This window comes from Peribacillus sp. FSL E2-0218 (assembly GCF_037992945.1).
GTDB lineage: Bacteria > Bacillota > Bacilli > Bacillales > DSM-1321 > Peribacillus > Peribacillus simplex_B.
Genome location: NZ_CP150304.1, coordinates 2,582,765 through 2,597,885, shown reverse-complemented (window position 1 = coordinate 2,597,885; position 15,121 = coordinate 2,582,765). Strand labels below are relative to the sequence as shown.

Here is a 15,121-nt window from a genome sequence, read left to right as displayed (position 1 = left end):
TCATCACCATTTCCTGTAATTTAGTAAATAACACCGATATATCAAAAAACCGTATAAATATGATGAATTACGGAATTTATGTTTTGAAATTCGATGATACAATATTTTTAAGAGATAAAAAACATCATGTTGTTGAAATTTCTTAGCGACACAATTCATTGCATAAAAAAGAGAACGCTATCAAAAAGTACGAACTAATATAAAGGAGGAGATAGAATTACTGGCAGTTCCTATGGGGAATTGAGTCTGAAAATTTAGAATTATAAAAAATTTAATTCAATATTATTTTATCCCTATGACCCTACAGCTGTGAAGCTATTATGGACGAAATTTCGTCGGGATTCTACCATTTTTCTTTGCAAGTACTCTGTTTTATGTAAAATATTGGATGATTACGGTTCGTTTCTTATCAAAAAATGAATGATTGTGAGGTGTGAATAGATGATGAGTGAAAATTCTTTTAAAACGGGTGTTTCTTGTATTGTCATGGATTCCAAGGACAATGTGGCGACCTTACTTTGTGATGTCAAAGCGGGGGAAAACCTTTCTTTTAACCTTAACGGAATTAGTCATAACATAATCGTTCAGCAAGATGTGAAATTCTGTCACAAAGTTGCGATTCGTCCGGTTAAAAAAGGAGAGCGAATTATTAAGTATGGCGAATCAATCGGAGCCGCAACCGAAGGTATTGATGAAGGAGAACATGTACATGTTCATAATATTGAAGGCATTCGAGGACGCGGGGATCAAAAAGCAGGGAGTAGGAGGGATTCTAATGACATTATTTAAAGGTTATCGCAGAACAGACGGAAAGGTAGGTATACGAAATCATGTTTTATTATTGCCTACTGTTGTTTGTGCAAATCAGGTGGTAAACAGAATTCAGCAGCAAGTGCCGGGAACAGTTGCGATTCCTCATCAACATGGCTGCAGCCAAGTAGGGGATGATAAAGAAAGAACACATCAAGTACTCGTGGGAATGGGGAAAAACCCCAACGTCGGAGCGGTATTGATCGTAAGCCTTGGCTGCGAAGTGATGAAAGCAGACCAAATTCGCGATGAAATAAGAGAGACTGGCAAGCCCGTCATCTGGTTGGATATACAAAATGAAGGAGGCTCAGTTAAAACAATTCAAAAAGGAATAGATTCAGCTCGTAAACTTGTCATGGATATTCAACAAATCCCTAAGGAAGACATTTCTTTGTCTGAGATCATTGTCGGGGTGAAATGCGGAGGATCTGACTCAACTTCCGGATTATGCAGTAATCCTGCTTTAGGTAAGGCCTCAGACTTGATCATCAGCGAAGGAGGATGCATTGTCATGGGGGAAACAACGGAAATTATTGGCGCAGAGCATATTGTAGCTGAAAAAGCCGTTTCCGATGACATTCGTCACAAACTATATTCGTATGTTGAGAGGTTTGAAAAAGAAATCGAGCGCATGGGTGTCGATATGCGCGGTGGCAATCCAAGCCCGGGAAATATTGAAGGTGGACTTTCAAGCATTGAAGAGAAATCGCTAGGGTGTATTAGTAAAGCAGGAACATCACCTTTACAAGGGGTAGTGGAGTACGCGCAATCCATCCCTGGAAAAGGTTATTACTTTATGGATTCACCAGGAAATGATATCGAGTGTGTTTCTGGCATGGCAGCTGCCGGGGTACAAGTTGTTTGCTTTACAACCGGCCGTGGGACTCCTACAGGAAACCCGATTGTTCCAGTCATTAAAATTACTGGAAATGAGCTAACCGGAAAACGGATGAACGATAATATTGACATGGATATAAGCAGTGTGCTGCAAGGAAAAGAAACATTAGACCAGGCTGGAAAGCGGATTTTTGATGAGATTGTGGACATATCATCGGGTAGTTTAACAAAAGCAGAAATTCTCGGTCATCAGGAGTTTAGTATCAATCGAATCGGCATTAGCCTATAAGAAGCAAAATTTAGTGATACGAAAGGTGTGAGTGTGATGAGATTGCAAGGGAAAATTGTATTGATCACTGGTTCGGGCTCTGGCATCGGAAAAAGTACGGCGTTACTTTTTGCAAAAGAAGGGGCCACTATCATCGTGAATGACCTTGATGAAAAAAATGGGAACCAAGCAGTAGGAGAAATCACTTCATCAGGCGGGGAAGCGACCTTTATTCATGCTGACGTCACGGATGCCGATTCTGTTAAAGAAATGGTTCAACAGGTAGTTGGAAAATATTCCAGGATTGATGTTCTTTTCAATAATGCCGGCATTAGCGGTATAGGCGAACTGCATGAAATCGAACCCGACGACTGGGATAGGGTAATCAGTGTAAATATTAAAGGAGTTTACCTGCCAAGTAAATATGTCTTGCCGCACATGATGGAGAGAAAAAATGGCTCCATCATCAATATGTCATCATGTATCGCTGAAATTGGCTTAGCGCGCAGAGCCTCTTATGCTGCTACAAAAGGAGCGGTTTTGGCACTTACAAAATCCATGCAGGTCGATTACGCACCTTATAAAATTCGTGTAAATGCGTTGTTGCCGGGAACGATTTTCACGCCATTTGTGGAAAAGTATTTGCAAACCTCTTACGATAATCCGGAAGAAGCGGTGGAACATATAAAAACTCGCCAATTAAGCGGTGATCTCGGAAAACCGGAAGATGTTGCAAAAGCGGCTTTATTTTTAGCATCCGATGAATCTAAGTTTATGATGGGCTCCCCGCTTTATATGGACGGTGGTGTCGTCTTCGGAAAAAATGCATGAGAGCAAAGAGATACAAAAAATTTAAAAGGATATGAGGAGGATCATTTTGAAGTTATTAACTTTCAAGAAAAATGGCAAACAATCTCTTGGGGTGAAAGTGGATAAAGGTATTGTTGATGTAGTATCTGCATTATCCGTTATTGGAGGGGAAAGCGTACCGACGAATATCATGGAAGTCATCGAAGGCGGACAAACAGCACTGGCTGCATTAGGAAGATTAGTAACCAACCCTGATGTATATAACGCTGAAACCTATGTTTTGAATGAAAAGGATATAGAGTGGGAGCCTTGTGTGACCCAGCCTAATAAAATCATTTGTGTGGGGCTTAATTACCGTAAACATGCAGATGAAACTAATGCAGCTTATCCGGAAGTTCCGATTCTTTTTAACAAGTTTAATAATACACTAACAGGCCATCAATGTGAGATTGCCGTACCCGCAGTAACAGAAAAGTTAGACTATGAGGTGGAACTGGGTGTTGTCGTTGGAAAGAAAGCAAAATTCGTTTCACAAGAGAATGCCCTCGAGCATGTGTTTGGGTATTGTCCGGTGAATGATTTGTCAGCAAGGGATTTACAGTTTAAGACACCGCAATGGCTGCTTGGAAAAACATGTGATGATTTCAGCCCAATGGGTCCCTATTTAGTAACGGCTGAAGAAGTGGGAGATCCACAGAATTTGAGTATAAAAACATTGGTAAACGGAGAAGTGCGTCAGAATTCTAATACGTCGGACATGATTTTTACTGTTGCCCAAATGGTAAGTTATATTTCCAATCATATGACCTTAATTCCAGGAGATATCATTCTGACAGGAACACCGGAGGGGGTAATCTTGGGCTATCCCGAAGAAAAACAAACTTATATAAAGCCTGGCGATGTCGTTTCCGTTGAAATTGAAAAGCTGGGAGTATTAACAAATACATTTATTGAAGAAAAGAATCTGCAATAAAAACATGAATTTCCTGCCAGCGTGATGATTTTGATGCAACATCAAATCGCCTACTAATGATTTCGGGCAGGCTTCATTCTTCGGTGAACCTGCTCTTTGTCAGTATATCCATGGCTTACTTTAAGGGGGGGAGAATATGTTTTCAAAGGGTAGGACTTCTATTATGATTTTGCTTTTCTTAGCAGGTGTTATTAATTATTTGGACAGATCCGCACTCTCGATTGCTGCGCCTTTTATACAAGCTGAGTTAAATTTAACACCTACGCAAATGGGTATAGTCTTTAGCAGTTTTTCTGTTGGTTATGCGGTGTTCAACTTTCTTGGAGGAATGGCTTCGGATCGTTATGGCGCTAAACTGACGCTATTTGTCGCCATGATTGTTTGGTCTATATTTAGCGGTGCAATCGCTTTAGCATTTGGACTAGCTAGTTTAATTATTATTCGTGTGTTTTTTGGAATGGGGGAAGGACCATTATCTGCCACAATAAACAAGATGATTAATAATTGGTTTCCAGCTGACAAACGGGCAGGTGCTATTGGCTTAGCCAATAGCGGTACTCCATTAGGGGGAGCGATTGCAGGACCCATTGTCGGTATAATAGCACTCAGTTTTGGTTGGAGAATATCTTTCATCATAATCATGCTGCTCGGCTTTGCCTGGGCGATAGCTTGGTGGTTATTCAGTAAAGAAGGACCTGCAGATAATGTTACTACTCCAAGTAATCAACAATATGTTAATAATGTCTCCTCAAATAAAAAAATTCAATTAAGTTATTATTTAAAACAAAAAACAGTTTTATTTACATCCTTTGCTTATTTTGCTTATTCATATATTCTCTTTTTCTTTTTAACTTGGTTTCCTAGCTATTTAATAGATACTCATGGATTAAATGTCAAGGAAATGAGCATCGTTACAGTCATCCCATGGATATTGGGTTTTATTGGATTAGCTTCAGGCGGATATTTATCGGATTTTGTATACAAGAAGTTCTCTGGAAAAGGAATATTATTTTCTCGTAAGGTTGTATTAGTCACATGTTTGTTTATTTCTGCTTTGTGTATTGGACTTGCAGGAATTGTGACCACAACTATAGGAGCTGTAAGTCTAGTGGCTTCATCAGTTTTGTTCTTGTATTTAACCGGATCCATTTACTGGGCGATCGTTCAGGATGTTGTAGATCCACAAAATGTTGGTTCGGTCGGAGGTTTCATGCACTTCTTAGCCAATACGGCTGGAATACTTGGTCCAACGGTAACAGGATACCTTGTTCAAGTATCTGGAACCTATACAGCAGCATTTCTATTAGCGGGCAGTTTAGCAATTTTCGCATCATTGGCGGTAATACGGTATGTAAAACCGATTAATTTGGAAGTGTTAAACATTAACAACCAATTGGATTTAAGATAAAGTGAATGAACTCCAGGGTATTAGACAAATAAAAGGTTTAATAGTAGGTGAGTTATTGCGGCAATAAATTAAAGCTGTAAAAAAAGGGAGATATATTACCCGTTTAAGGCATCAGGCAGGTAAATTACCGAAGAGGCAAGGTTTATTTACCTTTATAAATATTTTAAAAATAACCTCGTTAGAATATACGAATAAAACCAATCTAAAAACAAGTAAGTAAGACTCAAGTACCTTCCTAGGAATTATCCGATACACAAATGATTTTCAAATGGTAAATAATCGTTTTATAAAAGGGAATTTTATACTTTTGTTGAACTTGAATAGTGTGGGCCGTTTTTGCAGTTTGAAGATTTGATTTTTTTCGTAACCGCTTACATGCATTGATCATCTTTGTCTTTGAGCAGGCCTGTGTACTATCATATTATTTTGCATGCATGCCAAACCAAATCATTTGCGAATGGAGGTTAACTTATGGTTAACACGATGGCGGTCAATAAGGATGAATCACGTTCCTTCTTCACGAAAGAACACTTATTATTTCGACGGTCATTTCGTGAATTTCTTGATAATGAGGCTGTTCCCCATTATCATCAATGGGAAAAAGAGGGGGAAATACCACGCTCATTTCGAAAGAAAATGGGGGATAATGGATTTTTAAGTCCATGGCTTGATGTGGAATTCGGTGGATCCGGAGCAGACTTTGCCTATTCAGTTGTAGTGGCAGAGGAATTGGAAAGAATCAGATCTGGCTTGGCAGGAATATTCATTGATTCAGATGTTGTGGCCCGCTATATTGCTTCATTCGGAACAATTGATCAAAAACATAGGTTTTTACCTGGACTCAGGTCAGGTGAACTGATATCTGCTTATGCTCTTTCAGAGCAGGATGCGTGTCCTGAGCAAACCACTGCCGTCAAAAAAGATGGGTATTATCGAATCACGGGAGCAAAAACCTTCATTACGAACGGTTATAGGGCCGACTTAATGATAGTAGCCTGTAAAAACGATTTTGGAGTCGGTCTTGACGGTATCAGTTTGCTGCTGGTGGACAAAGATACTCCGGGATTGACAATGGGCAGGAAGCTTGTTAAGGATGGCAGGAATGGTCTGGAAACAGCCGACCTTTTTTTTGATGACGCTGCAGTACCACTCGGAAGCATCCTTGGGGAGGAAGGGAAAGGGCTATCCTATATCAATCAAAATTCACAGCAGGAAAGCCTTATGTGTGCGCTTAAATCGTTAATGGCAGCAAAAGAAATGTACCATTTGACGAAAGGATATGTAAAAGAAGGCAAAACCTTTAATAAGAACATTAGCCAATGTCCAAAAACGAGGTCTACGTTTGCTGAAATAGCGACAGATATTCAAGTGGGCAGTACGTTAGTCGATGATTTGATATGTAAACATATGGATGGGGAGAATATCATCACTCAGGTCTCGATGGCTGAATATTGGATCACAAAAATGTCCAAACGAATATCTGACAGGTGCATGCAGGTACATGATGGGTACGGACATAGGAGTGACGATAAGATTATCAGGCGTCATCGGGACATTTCCGTGTTTTCAACCCGTAAAGGGCCAACTGACATCATAAAAAACCTCTTTGCCAATCCAAACGAGTTGGATGCATGATCTTAATTAGAATCTACTAACTGCCTTTTTAAAAGGGCAGTTTTTTTATTCCATTTTTTCATATAAATACAAAGAACTAGAAATTTACACTTTAAATGTTTAAGAGATTTACTGTCTGGGTATAACAGACTGTGCATATAAAAGGTAATATTTTTGTAAAATTTGTAATTGTTTACGAATGATGGAGGTGCTTGTTATGTTAAAAATCGAGAATGTATCAAAAATCTATAAGGGAGGCAAGAAGGCTGTAAAGAATATATCACTGGACATAAAAAAAGGAGAGTTCATTTGCTTCATTGGTCCAAGTGGCTGTGGTAAAACGACAACCATGAAAATGATTAACCGTCTAATTGAACCGTCAGAAGGTCAGATCCTGATAAATGGTGAAAATATAATGGATAAAGACCCGGTTCAATTAAGAAGGGAAATTGGGTACGTCATTCAGCAAATCGGACTTTTCCCACATATGACGATTCTGGAAAATATCACGCTCGTTCCAAAATTTCTTAAATGGGAGGAACAGCGAAAAAAAGAACGTGCACTTGAATTGCTTCAGCTTGTCGATATGGGCCCTGAATATTTAGAAAGGTATCCACACGAACTGAGCGGCGGGCAGCAGCAAAGAATTGGCGTGCTGAGAGCACTTGCTTCCAATCCACCTCTTATTTTGATGGATGAACCATTCGGTGCACTCGATCCGATAACCCGCGATGCCCTACAGGAAGAATTTAAAAATCTCCAGCGTACACTGAACAAAACCATCGTTTTCGTGACTCACGACATGGATGAAGCAATTAAGCTAGCCGACCGGATTGTCATTTTGAAGGGTGGGGAAATCGTTCAAGTGGGGACACCGGATGAAATACTCAGAAACCCAGTGAATGAATTCGTCGAAGAGTTCATAGGAAAAGATCGATTGCTTCAAACAAGACCTTATGTTGAGTTGGTGGAACAAATCATGAGTCGTAATCCGATATCCATTACAGAGGAAAAGTCTCTTACCGATGCCATCAAGATCATGCGCGAGAAAAGGGTGGATTCCTTACTTGTGGTCGATGAGCAAAATACGTTGAAGGGCTACGTGGATGTAGAAACGATCAGTGAATACCGTAAAAAAGCTACATTCATCAGTGAAGTGATCAATACAGAAGTATATTCAGTGAAACAAGATTCTTTAATCCGTGATTCGGTTCAAAAGATCCTGAAACGGGGATTCAAATATGTGCCGGTAGTTGATCACAATAAACGCCTGGTCGGAATTGTCACCAGGGCAACACTAGTCGATATTGTATATGACAGCATCTGGGGAGAGGAAGAAAGTCAAATAGCTGAAATGGTTGAAATGTTCTAGGAGGTGTATAAGATGGAAACTTTGCTTGATTTTTTACAAACGAACTGGCAAGAATTGATGTTTAAGGCATGGGAACATTTATACATATCTTTGATCGCCGTGTTTCTTGGAATAATTATTGCCGTCCCCCTTGGCATTCTGCTGACTCGCATGAAAAGGAGCGCTTCCTTTATAATCGGGATTGCTAATATTATGCAGACGCTGCCGAGTCTTGCAGTACTTGCCTTTTTCATTCCTTTCCTCGGGGTAGGGAAGACACCCGCAATTATTGCCTTATTTTTCTATTCTGTTTTACCCATACTCAGGAATACATATACAGGCATCAAAGGAGTAAATGAAAATTTGCTGGAATCCGGGCGGGGCATCGGGATGACCAGCTGGGAGCGGATCCGCCTTGTTGAATTTCCGCTTGCCTTATCCGTCATCATGGCAGGGATTCGCACCGCTTCCGTCTATTTAATAGGTTGGGCCACCTTGGCTTCCTTCATCGGAGGCGGAGGACTCGGGGATTACATTTTCATCGGTTTGAATTTATACCAAACAGAATATATCATCGCTGGTGCAGTGCCAGTCATTATCATGGCCATCGTGGTCGATTATGTATTCTCGATCATAGAACGAAAAGTCGTTCCTAAAGGATTAAAGGGAATGAAGGAAGCTGCTTGAGGAGGAATACCAATGCATAACAAAATAAAAACTTCAATGATAATCGCCCTGTTGGCTTGTACTTTGGTCATCAGTGGCTGTTCTTTGCCTGGATTGGGTTCTTCTTCAGAAACTACGGTGAAGATCGGTGCTCAAAGTATGACGGAATCCGAAATCCTGGCAAACATGATCGCTCAACTCCTTGAACGAAATACGGACCTCGATACGAAAATCATCAAAAATTTAGGTTCTAACTTTGTTCAGCAAAAAGCGATGGAAACAGGAGATATCGACATTGCCGCAACTCGTTATACAGGTACGGATTTAACAAGTGTTCTGGGACAGGAAATTGAAAAAGATCCAGAAAAAGCAATGAAAATCGTTCAAAGGGAATTCAAGAAACAATATGGATTTAAATTTTTCGATTCTTATGGATTCGATAACACCTATGCCTTTACAATTTCAAATGACCTTGCCGAGAAAAAAGGCTATGAGAAAATATCTGATTTAATGAACGATGCTGGTGAGCTTAGATTGGGTGTCGATAGTGCTTGGCTGAAAAGAAAAGGGGACGGATATAAAGGATTCGTCGATACATATGGCTTGGAATTTGGCGAAACATACCCGATGCAGATTGGTTTGGTATACGATGCCGTCAAAAGTGGACAGATGGATATAGTCCTTGCATACTCTTCGGATGGCCGTATCAAGGTCAATGATTTGAAGCTTTTAGAAGATGACAAACACTATTTCCCCCCTTATGACTGTTCACCTGTGGTCACGGGAGAATTATTGAAGCGTTACCCGCAGATCGAAGACGAGCTTAATAAGTTAATAGGTGAAATTAATACCGAAACGATGCAGGAGCTGAACTATGAAGTGGATGGGAACTTAAAAGAACCATCCGTCGTGGCAACGGAATTCCTTAAAGCTCATCACTATTTTGAATAACGGGAGGTGCTAATGAATGGAAACCTTACAACAGCTGGGAACGTATTATTCCCAAAACTGGATGTATGTGCTTACTGAGTTTTATCGTCATTTTTTAATGTCCGCTTACGGTGTATTATTTGCAGCCATCATAGCCATCCCGGCAGGCATTTTCATCGCTAAGCATAAGAAATTGAGTACATGGGTATTTTCGATAACGAATGTGATACAAACTACACCAGCACTGGCAATGCTTGCTCTCCTCATGCTAGTGATGGGGTTAGGGACGAATACCGTAATTTTGTCATTGTTTTTATATTCCCTATTGCCGATCCTGAGGAATACTTATGTTGGAATTACAAGCATAGAACAAGCTTATTTAGATTCCGGCAAGGCAATGGGCATGACTAAATTCCAGCTTCTTCGAATGGTTGAACTGCCATTATCCCTATCAGTCATAATGGCCGGTCTACGTACAGCACTTGTCGTGGCAATTGGAGTCACTGCGGTCGGTACATTCGTTGGCGCAGGCGGCCTAGGCGATATCATCGTCAGGGGAACGAACGCTTCCAATGGGACGGCAATCATACTGGCAGGTGCGATTCCGACGGCATTGATGGCCATCCTTTCAGATTTATTGCTTGGGTGGATCGAGCGAGCACTTTCCCCCATTAAAAAGAGAAAAACGCATACAGCTTGATGTATAACAACAAAGCACTGAAAGGGATCGATGCAGCTCATGCATCGGTCCCTTTCAGTTGGCATGCAAAGGTGGCATCAATGTCAACAATTCGGAAATGGATTTCAAGCGAGGCATAATTAGTTTTTTATTTGCGAAAAAGGGTAACTATTAGGGGAGTGAAAAAATATATAAGGGGAATCGATCATGAAACTGACACCAGAACAACGAATCGAACTACATGGCTTTAATAATCTGACGAAGTCGTTAAGCTTTAATATGTATGACATCTGCTATACAAAAACCCGGGAAGAGAGAGAGGCTTACCTGGACTATATCGACGAGCAGTACAATGCAGAGAGGCTTTCAAAAATATTGCATAACGTGGCGGATTTAATTGGGGCACATGTATTGAATACGGCGAAGCAGGATTATGTTCCCCAAGGCGCAAGTGTAACGATCCTTGTTTCAGAGGGTCCTGTCGTCGAGGTGCCGACTGGTACTTACGAGGAATCACCAGGTCCATTACCGGATAATGTGGTCATGCAGCTGGACAAAAGCCATATTACCGTTCATACATACCCTGAGTTTCACCCCAATGAAGGCATTAGCACCTTCAGGGCTGATATCGATGTTTCCACCTGTGGGGAGATATCTCCTCTTAAAGCACTTAACTACCTGATCCATTCCTTCGATACCGACATCATCACAATCGATTATCGTGTAAGAGGGTTCACGCGCGATAAGGACGGCCAGAAATTGTTCATTGATCATGATATCAATTCGATTCAAAACTATATTCCTGAAGAAGTGAAGGGACTATATGACATGATTGATGTGAATGTATACCAGGAAAATATCTTCCATACAAAATGTAAGCTGAAAAGGTTCGATATCAATAATTATTTATTCGGGTATACGGAGGAAAAGCTAAATGCGGAGGAACGGCAGGAAATAATAGAAAGGCTCCAAACCGAAATGGACGAAATTTTTTATGGCGCCAATGTTCCCCATCCAAAAGAGAAAAATCGCGTCTAAAGATTGCTTCAGCAGGTAGACAAACTCGCTAATGCTTGAGTTTGGTCTACCGTTTTTTACGTTTTAAAATTAGAATGTTCTTTTCATTTGCTCGAAGTAATGAGATCTTCATAAATCGCTACGGGTAGAGCAAACTTTAACTTCCAACTAATTATTGCCCCGTTAGTTCACGATACAATAAATTGCAAGTTCAACCCATCTTTGTAGAGTTAAAGTCATTTTTATCACTAATTGATTGTCTTCGCTTTATAGGAAAGATAGTCTGCAACCTCTCGTCTCGAAGGTAAATCCCTCCCCAAGTTAATATTGCAAGATAAACAGGGAATAAGGTATGGGAAAATAAGGGGTTATCTAAACGAATATGAGAAGCAATGACCCCACCAAAAAAACCGGTTAATACAATGGCACCAAGTATGGATGTTGGAGGCAATGTGTACAGGACCGCTGAAAGAATGGCAAGGAAACCAATGATTGTAACATGATGTTCCGCAAATCCCATTTCCAAAGTACCATCTACCATTACTTTTAATTTAAGTATTTTCGTAATCCCATCGAACAACATAAATAGTATAACAAGACCACTCATGACTCGCGCAACCCAAAGACGACTTTTAGAAATGGGGATCTTCATAGTATTTCTCCTCTGCTTTTCATAAATTCAAGGAAAATCTTCAATTAAGTAAGCCGATTGTAATGAGATTTCTCAACTTTACGGCTTTTTAACTTCAAGGCCGGTCGTAATGATGATGATACAGCTATATTTCCCATTCGCAAGATGTATGGCATCTCGAAATCATTGCAAGACAGTAATTAGCACGGTTCATCCTCCCATTTTATTAGTGAAAAAACTTCACTAATGGTAATTTATTTGATTTTCCCGATTTTATAACTTTTTTAATCAATTGTATTTCCTTTTTATTTGGGAATCATTTTTTTAATCCAGCTGCATAGTAAGGACCATTTACCGTAAGGGTCGTTAGGATACGAGCCATTTCTTGTGAAGTTTCTTTTCCGCCACTTTCCAACCATTGTTGAATGACCCCTATTATTGCAGTTCCCATATAAGAAGCTAAATATTGTCCTGGAACGAGAAAATTTTCCTCCTTTATAAATGCACTTGGATTATTTCCATAAAGTGTTTCCCACATAAATTCTTTCAGTCTTGTTTGAAAGGATAAATCTCCTTTTGGTCCTAACACTGCTTTCATAAAGTCACTATTCATATGTAAATACTCAAATAATGCAACGGTTAAGGAAAATGGCGTTAAAGTCTGGGAATCAGTCTCAAGTGCAGCAATGACACTTGGGAAGTTCTTTTTTGTTATGGCGGACATATCAAGCATAATTTCTTCTTCACATTTATTCATTAAATCAAATTTATCTTGATAGTGTGCATAAAATGTGCCCCTATTAATTTTCGCCCTCGTGGTTATGTCTTTAACCTTAATTGCTTCAAAGCCTTTTTCATTTATCAATTCTACCAATGCGTGGCGAATTGATTCTTTCGTCCGAATGACACGTAAATCAGGATTACTATTACGCAAGCAAATTCCTCCTTCATTTTATCCAACACAATGATTAAAGGTGTTCCGTAACCAACACAATTTCGATTTTTAATGATTGTACAGAACTTAATCAAATTTTATAATTTGAGATGTAATACACAACAGGTTGTTCGTTATTATAACTTGATCTTAAGGAGGGGTACAACCAACCTTTAATGAAATATTCGCTAAGCAAAATTCGGCATCAGCTAAGTATAGAGTTCATTCAAAGTTAGAAATACTATTTTTAGGCTAAGTGAACTTATGTATTCCTGCAAACAATGTCTAAATGAGAGGAAGTAATGTTAAATGAATAAATTCATGGGACGCCCTGATCTGAAACCGACACATCCCACTGACACTAAATCAGGTTTAAACAAGATAGTCATAACTACTGCGCATTATGGAAATCAAGAGATGATAATGGAAAAGGATGTTCCTATCAAAATGCGGGATGGGGTCACCATATACGTCAATGTTTTCCGTCCAAATAAGCCTGGAAAGTTTCCGGTAATAATGAGCATGGATCCATATAATAAAGATGGCTTACCCCCCTATGATACTTTTCGTCAAGTCTGGCCATCGGTAGGCACCATCGTTACATCTCTTTTTGCCCCATTTGAGTCACCTGATCCCGGTTTTTGGGTGCCAAACGATTATATATTGATTAAAATCGCAACGCGAGGCAGTTCAAAATCGGAAGGTGACCTCTATCCTTGGACGAAAACGGAAACTCAAGATTATTATGAAGTCATCGAATGGGCCGGCGTTCAGGAGTGGAGCGATGGCAATGTGGGACTAAACGGTGTGTCATATTTGGCCATGACCCAGTGGCGGGTGGCCGCTATGAATCCGTCTCATCTGAAGGCGATCATCCCGTGGGAAGGGACTTCTGATCTGTACCGGGAATGGTACTTTCACGGCGGAATACCGGAAACGGTTTTCTCAGCTGATTTCGAGAAGTTGCAACATACCAGGTGGCCAAATAACAACATAGAAGAAATGGTAGCTGCGCAAAAAGAACATCCATTACTCGATACACACTGGGAGGAAAGACAGGTTACATTGTCCGATATCAAGGTACCCATGTTTGTTTGTGCCAGCTGGTCCACTCAAGGGTTGCATAACCGCGGTACCTTTGAGGGCTTTAAACAGGCTTCATCCAAAAACAAGTGGCTGCTGGTTCATGGCCGCAAGGAATGGGAAACCTACTATTTGCGTGAATCGCTTGAACAGCAGAAGGAGTTCTTCGATTATTTCCTGAAAGGAATTGAGAATGATTGGATGGATACGCCTCGGGTACGCTACGAGGTCAGAGAGAAATTCTATAAGGGACACATTCGCACCGCGAATGATTGGCCGTTACCCCAAACCAAATATTTTGAGCATTATCTGAATGGCGAAGAAATGTCCCTGCAGCAGGCACCCATTCAGAACGAAACCAGACTTACCTATAATGCCGAACCTGGTCAGACAGAAAATAGTGATTTAAGATTTAAATTTACTGCTGACGAGGACATGGAGCTCACCGGTAATATGAAGCTCAAGCTATGGGTCTCCACCGATGACACGGATGATATGGATCTTTTTGTCGGCATTAAGAAGTTCGACAAACACGGTAATGAAGTATTCCTGCCCGACTTTAACCATCTTGAAGACGGTCAGGTGGCTAGCGGATGGCTGAGGGTTTCCCATAGAGAGCTGGACCCTGTGAAATCCACTCCTTATCAGCCTATACTTAGGCACAAGCGATTATTGAAGCTTAATAAAGGCGAAATTGTGCCGGTAGAAATTGAAATATTGCCTTCAAGCATATTCCTCAAGAGTGGGGAAAGTCTGGTGCTGGTCATAAAAGGCAGCGATATAATTATCGATGACAACCCGACAGGCTCAAGGGGGTATGGGCACACTGATACAGTGAACAAAGGGACTCATACGGTTTACGCCGGGGGAAAGTATGATTCATTCCTTTTGGTACCAGTGATTCCTAAGCAATAGTGAAAGTCGAAAACTCAAAATTGGAGAGTACCACTGTACAAGCCGTTCCCAAATAGGGAAACGGCTTGTTTCATAAAGGTATGTGAACAATTGGAATAAAAAAACGTCGCTGTTTCCTGGAATGTATAGGGTTTTTCATAGCAGCACCGCCTAAAATTCGACTGATAGAGTAGACTCAGATGAGCACCAATCACT

Annotated in this window: 14 protein-coding genes; 12 read left to right on the top strand and 2 right to left on the bottom strand. The window is 40.4% G+C overall.

Going from position 1 to position 15,121, the window contains the following annotated elements; all coding sequences use genetic code 11:
• Nucleotides 1-441 precede the first annotated feature (441 nt).
• From MHI53_RS12485 to speD, 11 genes are all read left to right on the top strand, one after another.
• Entirely contained in the window at nucleotides 442-789 is a 348-nt protein-coding gene (locus tag MHI53_RS12485) for a UxaA family hydrolase (protein WP_340371429.1), read from the top strand.
• A complete protein-coding gene (locus MHI53_RS12480) occupies nucleotides 776-1,936 on the top strand; it encodes a UxaA family hydrolase (protein WP_340371428.1) in 1,161 nt (386 codons plus the stop codon). Before MHI53_RS12485 ends, MHI53_RS12480 begins: the two co-directional genes overlap by 14 nt.
• 36 nt (nucleotides 1,937-1,972) lie before the next feature.
• Nucleotides 1,973-2,746: a glucose 1-dehydrogenase gene (locus MHI53_RS12475; RefSeq protein WP_061142899.1), complete on the top strand. Its 774-nt coding sequence runs from the start codon at nucleotides 1,973-1,975 to the stop codon at nucleotides 2,744-2,746.
• A gap of 46 nt (nucleotides 2,747-2,792) precedes the next feature.
• Nucleotides 2,793-3,698, top strand: a complete 906-nt coding sequence (locus MHI53_RS12470) for a fumarylacetoacetate hydrolase family protein (protein ID WP_340371427.1) — start codon at nucleotides 2,793-2,795, stop codon at nucleotides 3,696-3,698.
• A 136-nt stretch (nucleotides 3,699-3,834) separates the two neighbouring features.
• Nucleotides 3,835-5,106 carry an MFS transporter gene (locus tag MHI53_RS12465; protein WP_340371426.1) on the top strand — a complete coding sequence of 424 codons (1,272 nt, stop codon included), beginning with the start codon at nucleotides 3,835-3,837 and terminating at the stop codon, nucleotides 5,104-5,106.
• 471 nt (nucleotides 5,107-5,577) lie between these two features.
• Nucleotides 5,578-6,741, top strand: a complete 1,164-nt coding sequence (locus MHI53_RS12460; protein WP_340373628.1) for an acyl-CoA dehydrogenase family protein — start codon at nucleotides 5,578-5,580, stop codon at nucleotides 6,739-6,741.
• Between the two features lie 196 nt (nucleotides 6,742-6,937).
• Nucleotides 6,938-8,092 carry a betaine/proline/choline family ABC transporter ATP-binding protein gene (locus MHI53_RS12455; protein ID WP_340373627.1) on the top strand — a complete coding sequence of 385 codons (1,155 nt, stop codon included), beginning with the start codon at nucleotides 6,938-6,940 and terminating at the stop codon, nucleotides 8,090-8,092.
• Nucleotides 8,093-8,104: 12 nt separating this feature from the next.
• Complete coding sequence (locus MHI53_RS12450) at nucleotides 8,105-8,758, top strand: ABC transporter permease (protein WP_340373626.1); 654 nt, start codon at nucleotides 8,105-8,107, stop codon at nucleotides 8,756-8,758.
• Nucleotides 8,759-8,770: 12 nt separating this feature from the next.
• Entirely contained in the window at nucleotides 8,771-9,688 is a 918-nt protein-coding gene (locus MHI53_RS12445; protein WP_061142893.1) for an osmoprotectant ABC transporter substrate-binding protein, read from the top strand.
• Between the two features lie 16 nt (nucleotides 9,689-9,704).
• Complete coding sequence (locus tag MHI53_RS12440) at nucleotides 9,705-10,367, top strand: ABC transporter permease (protein WP_061142892.1); 663 nt, start codon at nucleotides 9,705-9,707, stop codon at nucleotides 10,365-10,367.
• 186 nt (nucleotides 10,368-10,553) lie between these two features.
• Nucleotides 10,554-11,384: an adenosylmethionine decarboxylase gene (gene speD, locus MHI53_RS12435; RefSeq protein ID WP_061142891.1), complete on the top strand. Its 831-nt coding sequence runs from the start codon at nucleotides 10,554-10,556 to the stop codon at nucleotides 11,382-11,384.
• Nucleotides 11,385-11,574: 190 nt separating this feature from the next.
• Here speD and MHI53_RS12430 read toward each other — a convergent pair whose 3' ends face one another.
• Together MHI53_RS12430 and MHI53_RS12425 are read right to left on the bottom strand one after the other, a co-directional pair.
• Nucleotides 11,575-12,015, bottom strand: coding sequence for a DoxX family protein (locus MHI53_RS12430; RefSeq protein ID WP_061142890.1), 441 nt, complete (start codon nucleotides 12,013-12,015; stop codon nucleotides 11,575-11,577).
• A 295-nt stretch (nucleotides 12,016-12,310) separates the two neighbouring features.
• Nucleotides 12,311-12,928 carry a TetR/AcrR family transcriptional regulator gene (locus MHI53_RS12425; protein WP_340373625.1) on the bottom strand — a complete coding sequence of 206 codons (618 nt, stop codon included), beginning with the start codon at nucleotides 12,926-12,928 and terminating at the stop codon, nucleotides 12,311-12,313.
• Between the two features lie 309 nt (nucleotides 12,929-13,237).
• Here MHI53_RS12425 and MHI53_RS12420 point away from each other — a divergent pair, with 309 nt between their 5' ends.
• Nucleotides 13,238-14,926 carry a CocE/NonD family hydrolase gene (locus MHI53_RS12420; protein ID WP_340373624.1) on the top strand — a complete coding sequence of 563 codons (1,689 nt, stop codon included), beginning with the start codon at nucleotides 13,238-13,240 and terminating at the stop codon, nucleotides 14,924-14,926.
• The last annotated feature ends 195 nt before the right edge of the window (nucleotides 14,927-15,121 follow it).

What these genes read in the sequence shown, in the direction of transcription:
- MHI53_RS12455 (WP_340373627.1), top strand. Translation starts at nt 6,938, where the DNA reads ATGTTAAAAATCGAGAATGTATCAAAAATCTATAAGGGAGGCAAGAAG.
- MHI53_RS12465 (WP_340371426.1), top strand. Translation starts at nt 3,835, where the DNA reads ATGTTTTCAAAGGGTAGGACTTCTATTATGATTTTGCTTTTCTTAGCA.
- MHI53_RS12450 (WP_340373626.1), top strand. Translation starts at nt 8,105, where the DNA reads ATGGAAACTTTGCTTGATTTTTTACAAACGAACTGGCAAGAATTGATG.
- speD (WP_061142891.1), top strand. Translation starts at nt 10,554, where the DNA reads ATGAAACTGACACCAGAACAACGAATCGAACTACATGGCTTTAATAAT.
- MHI53_RS12445 (WP_061142893.1), top strand. Translation starts at nt 8,771, where the DNA reads ATGCATAACAAAATAAAAACTTCAATGATAATCGCCCTGTTGGCTTGT.
- MHI53_RS12430 (WP_061142890.1), bottom strand. Translation starts at nt 12,015, where the DNA reads ATGAAGATCCCCATTTCTAAAAGTCGTCTTTGGGTTGCGCGAGTCATG.
- MHI53_RS12485 (WP_340371429.1), top strand. Translation starts at nt 442, where the DNA reads ATGATGAGTGAAAATTCTTTTAAAACGGGTGTTTCTTGTATTGTCATG.
- MHI53_RS12480 (WP_340371428.1), top strand. Translation starts at nt 776, where the DNA reads ATGACATTATTTAAAGGTTATCGCAGAACAGACGGAAAGGTAGGTATA.
- MHI53_RS12440 (WP_061142892.1), top strand. Translation starts at nt 9,705, where the DNA reads ATGGAAACCTTACAACAGCTGGGAACGTATTATTCCCAAAACTGGATG.
- MHI53_RS12460 (WP_340373628.1), top strand. Translation starts at nt 5,578, where the DNA reads ATGGTTAACACGATGGCGGTCAATAAGGATGAATCACGTTCCTTCTTC.
- MHI53_RS12475 (WP_061142899.1), top strand. Translation starts at nt 1,973, where the DNA reads ATGAGATTGCAAGGGAAAATTGTATTGATCACTGGTTCGGGCTCTGGC.
- MHI53_RS12420 (WP_340373624.1), top strand. Translation starts at nt 13,238, where the DNA reads ATGAATAAATTCATGGGACGCCCTGATCTGAAACCGACACATCCCACT.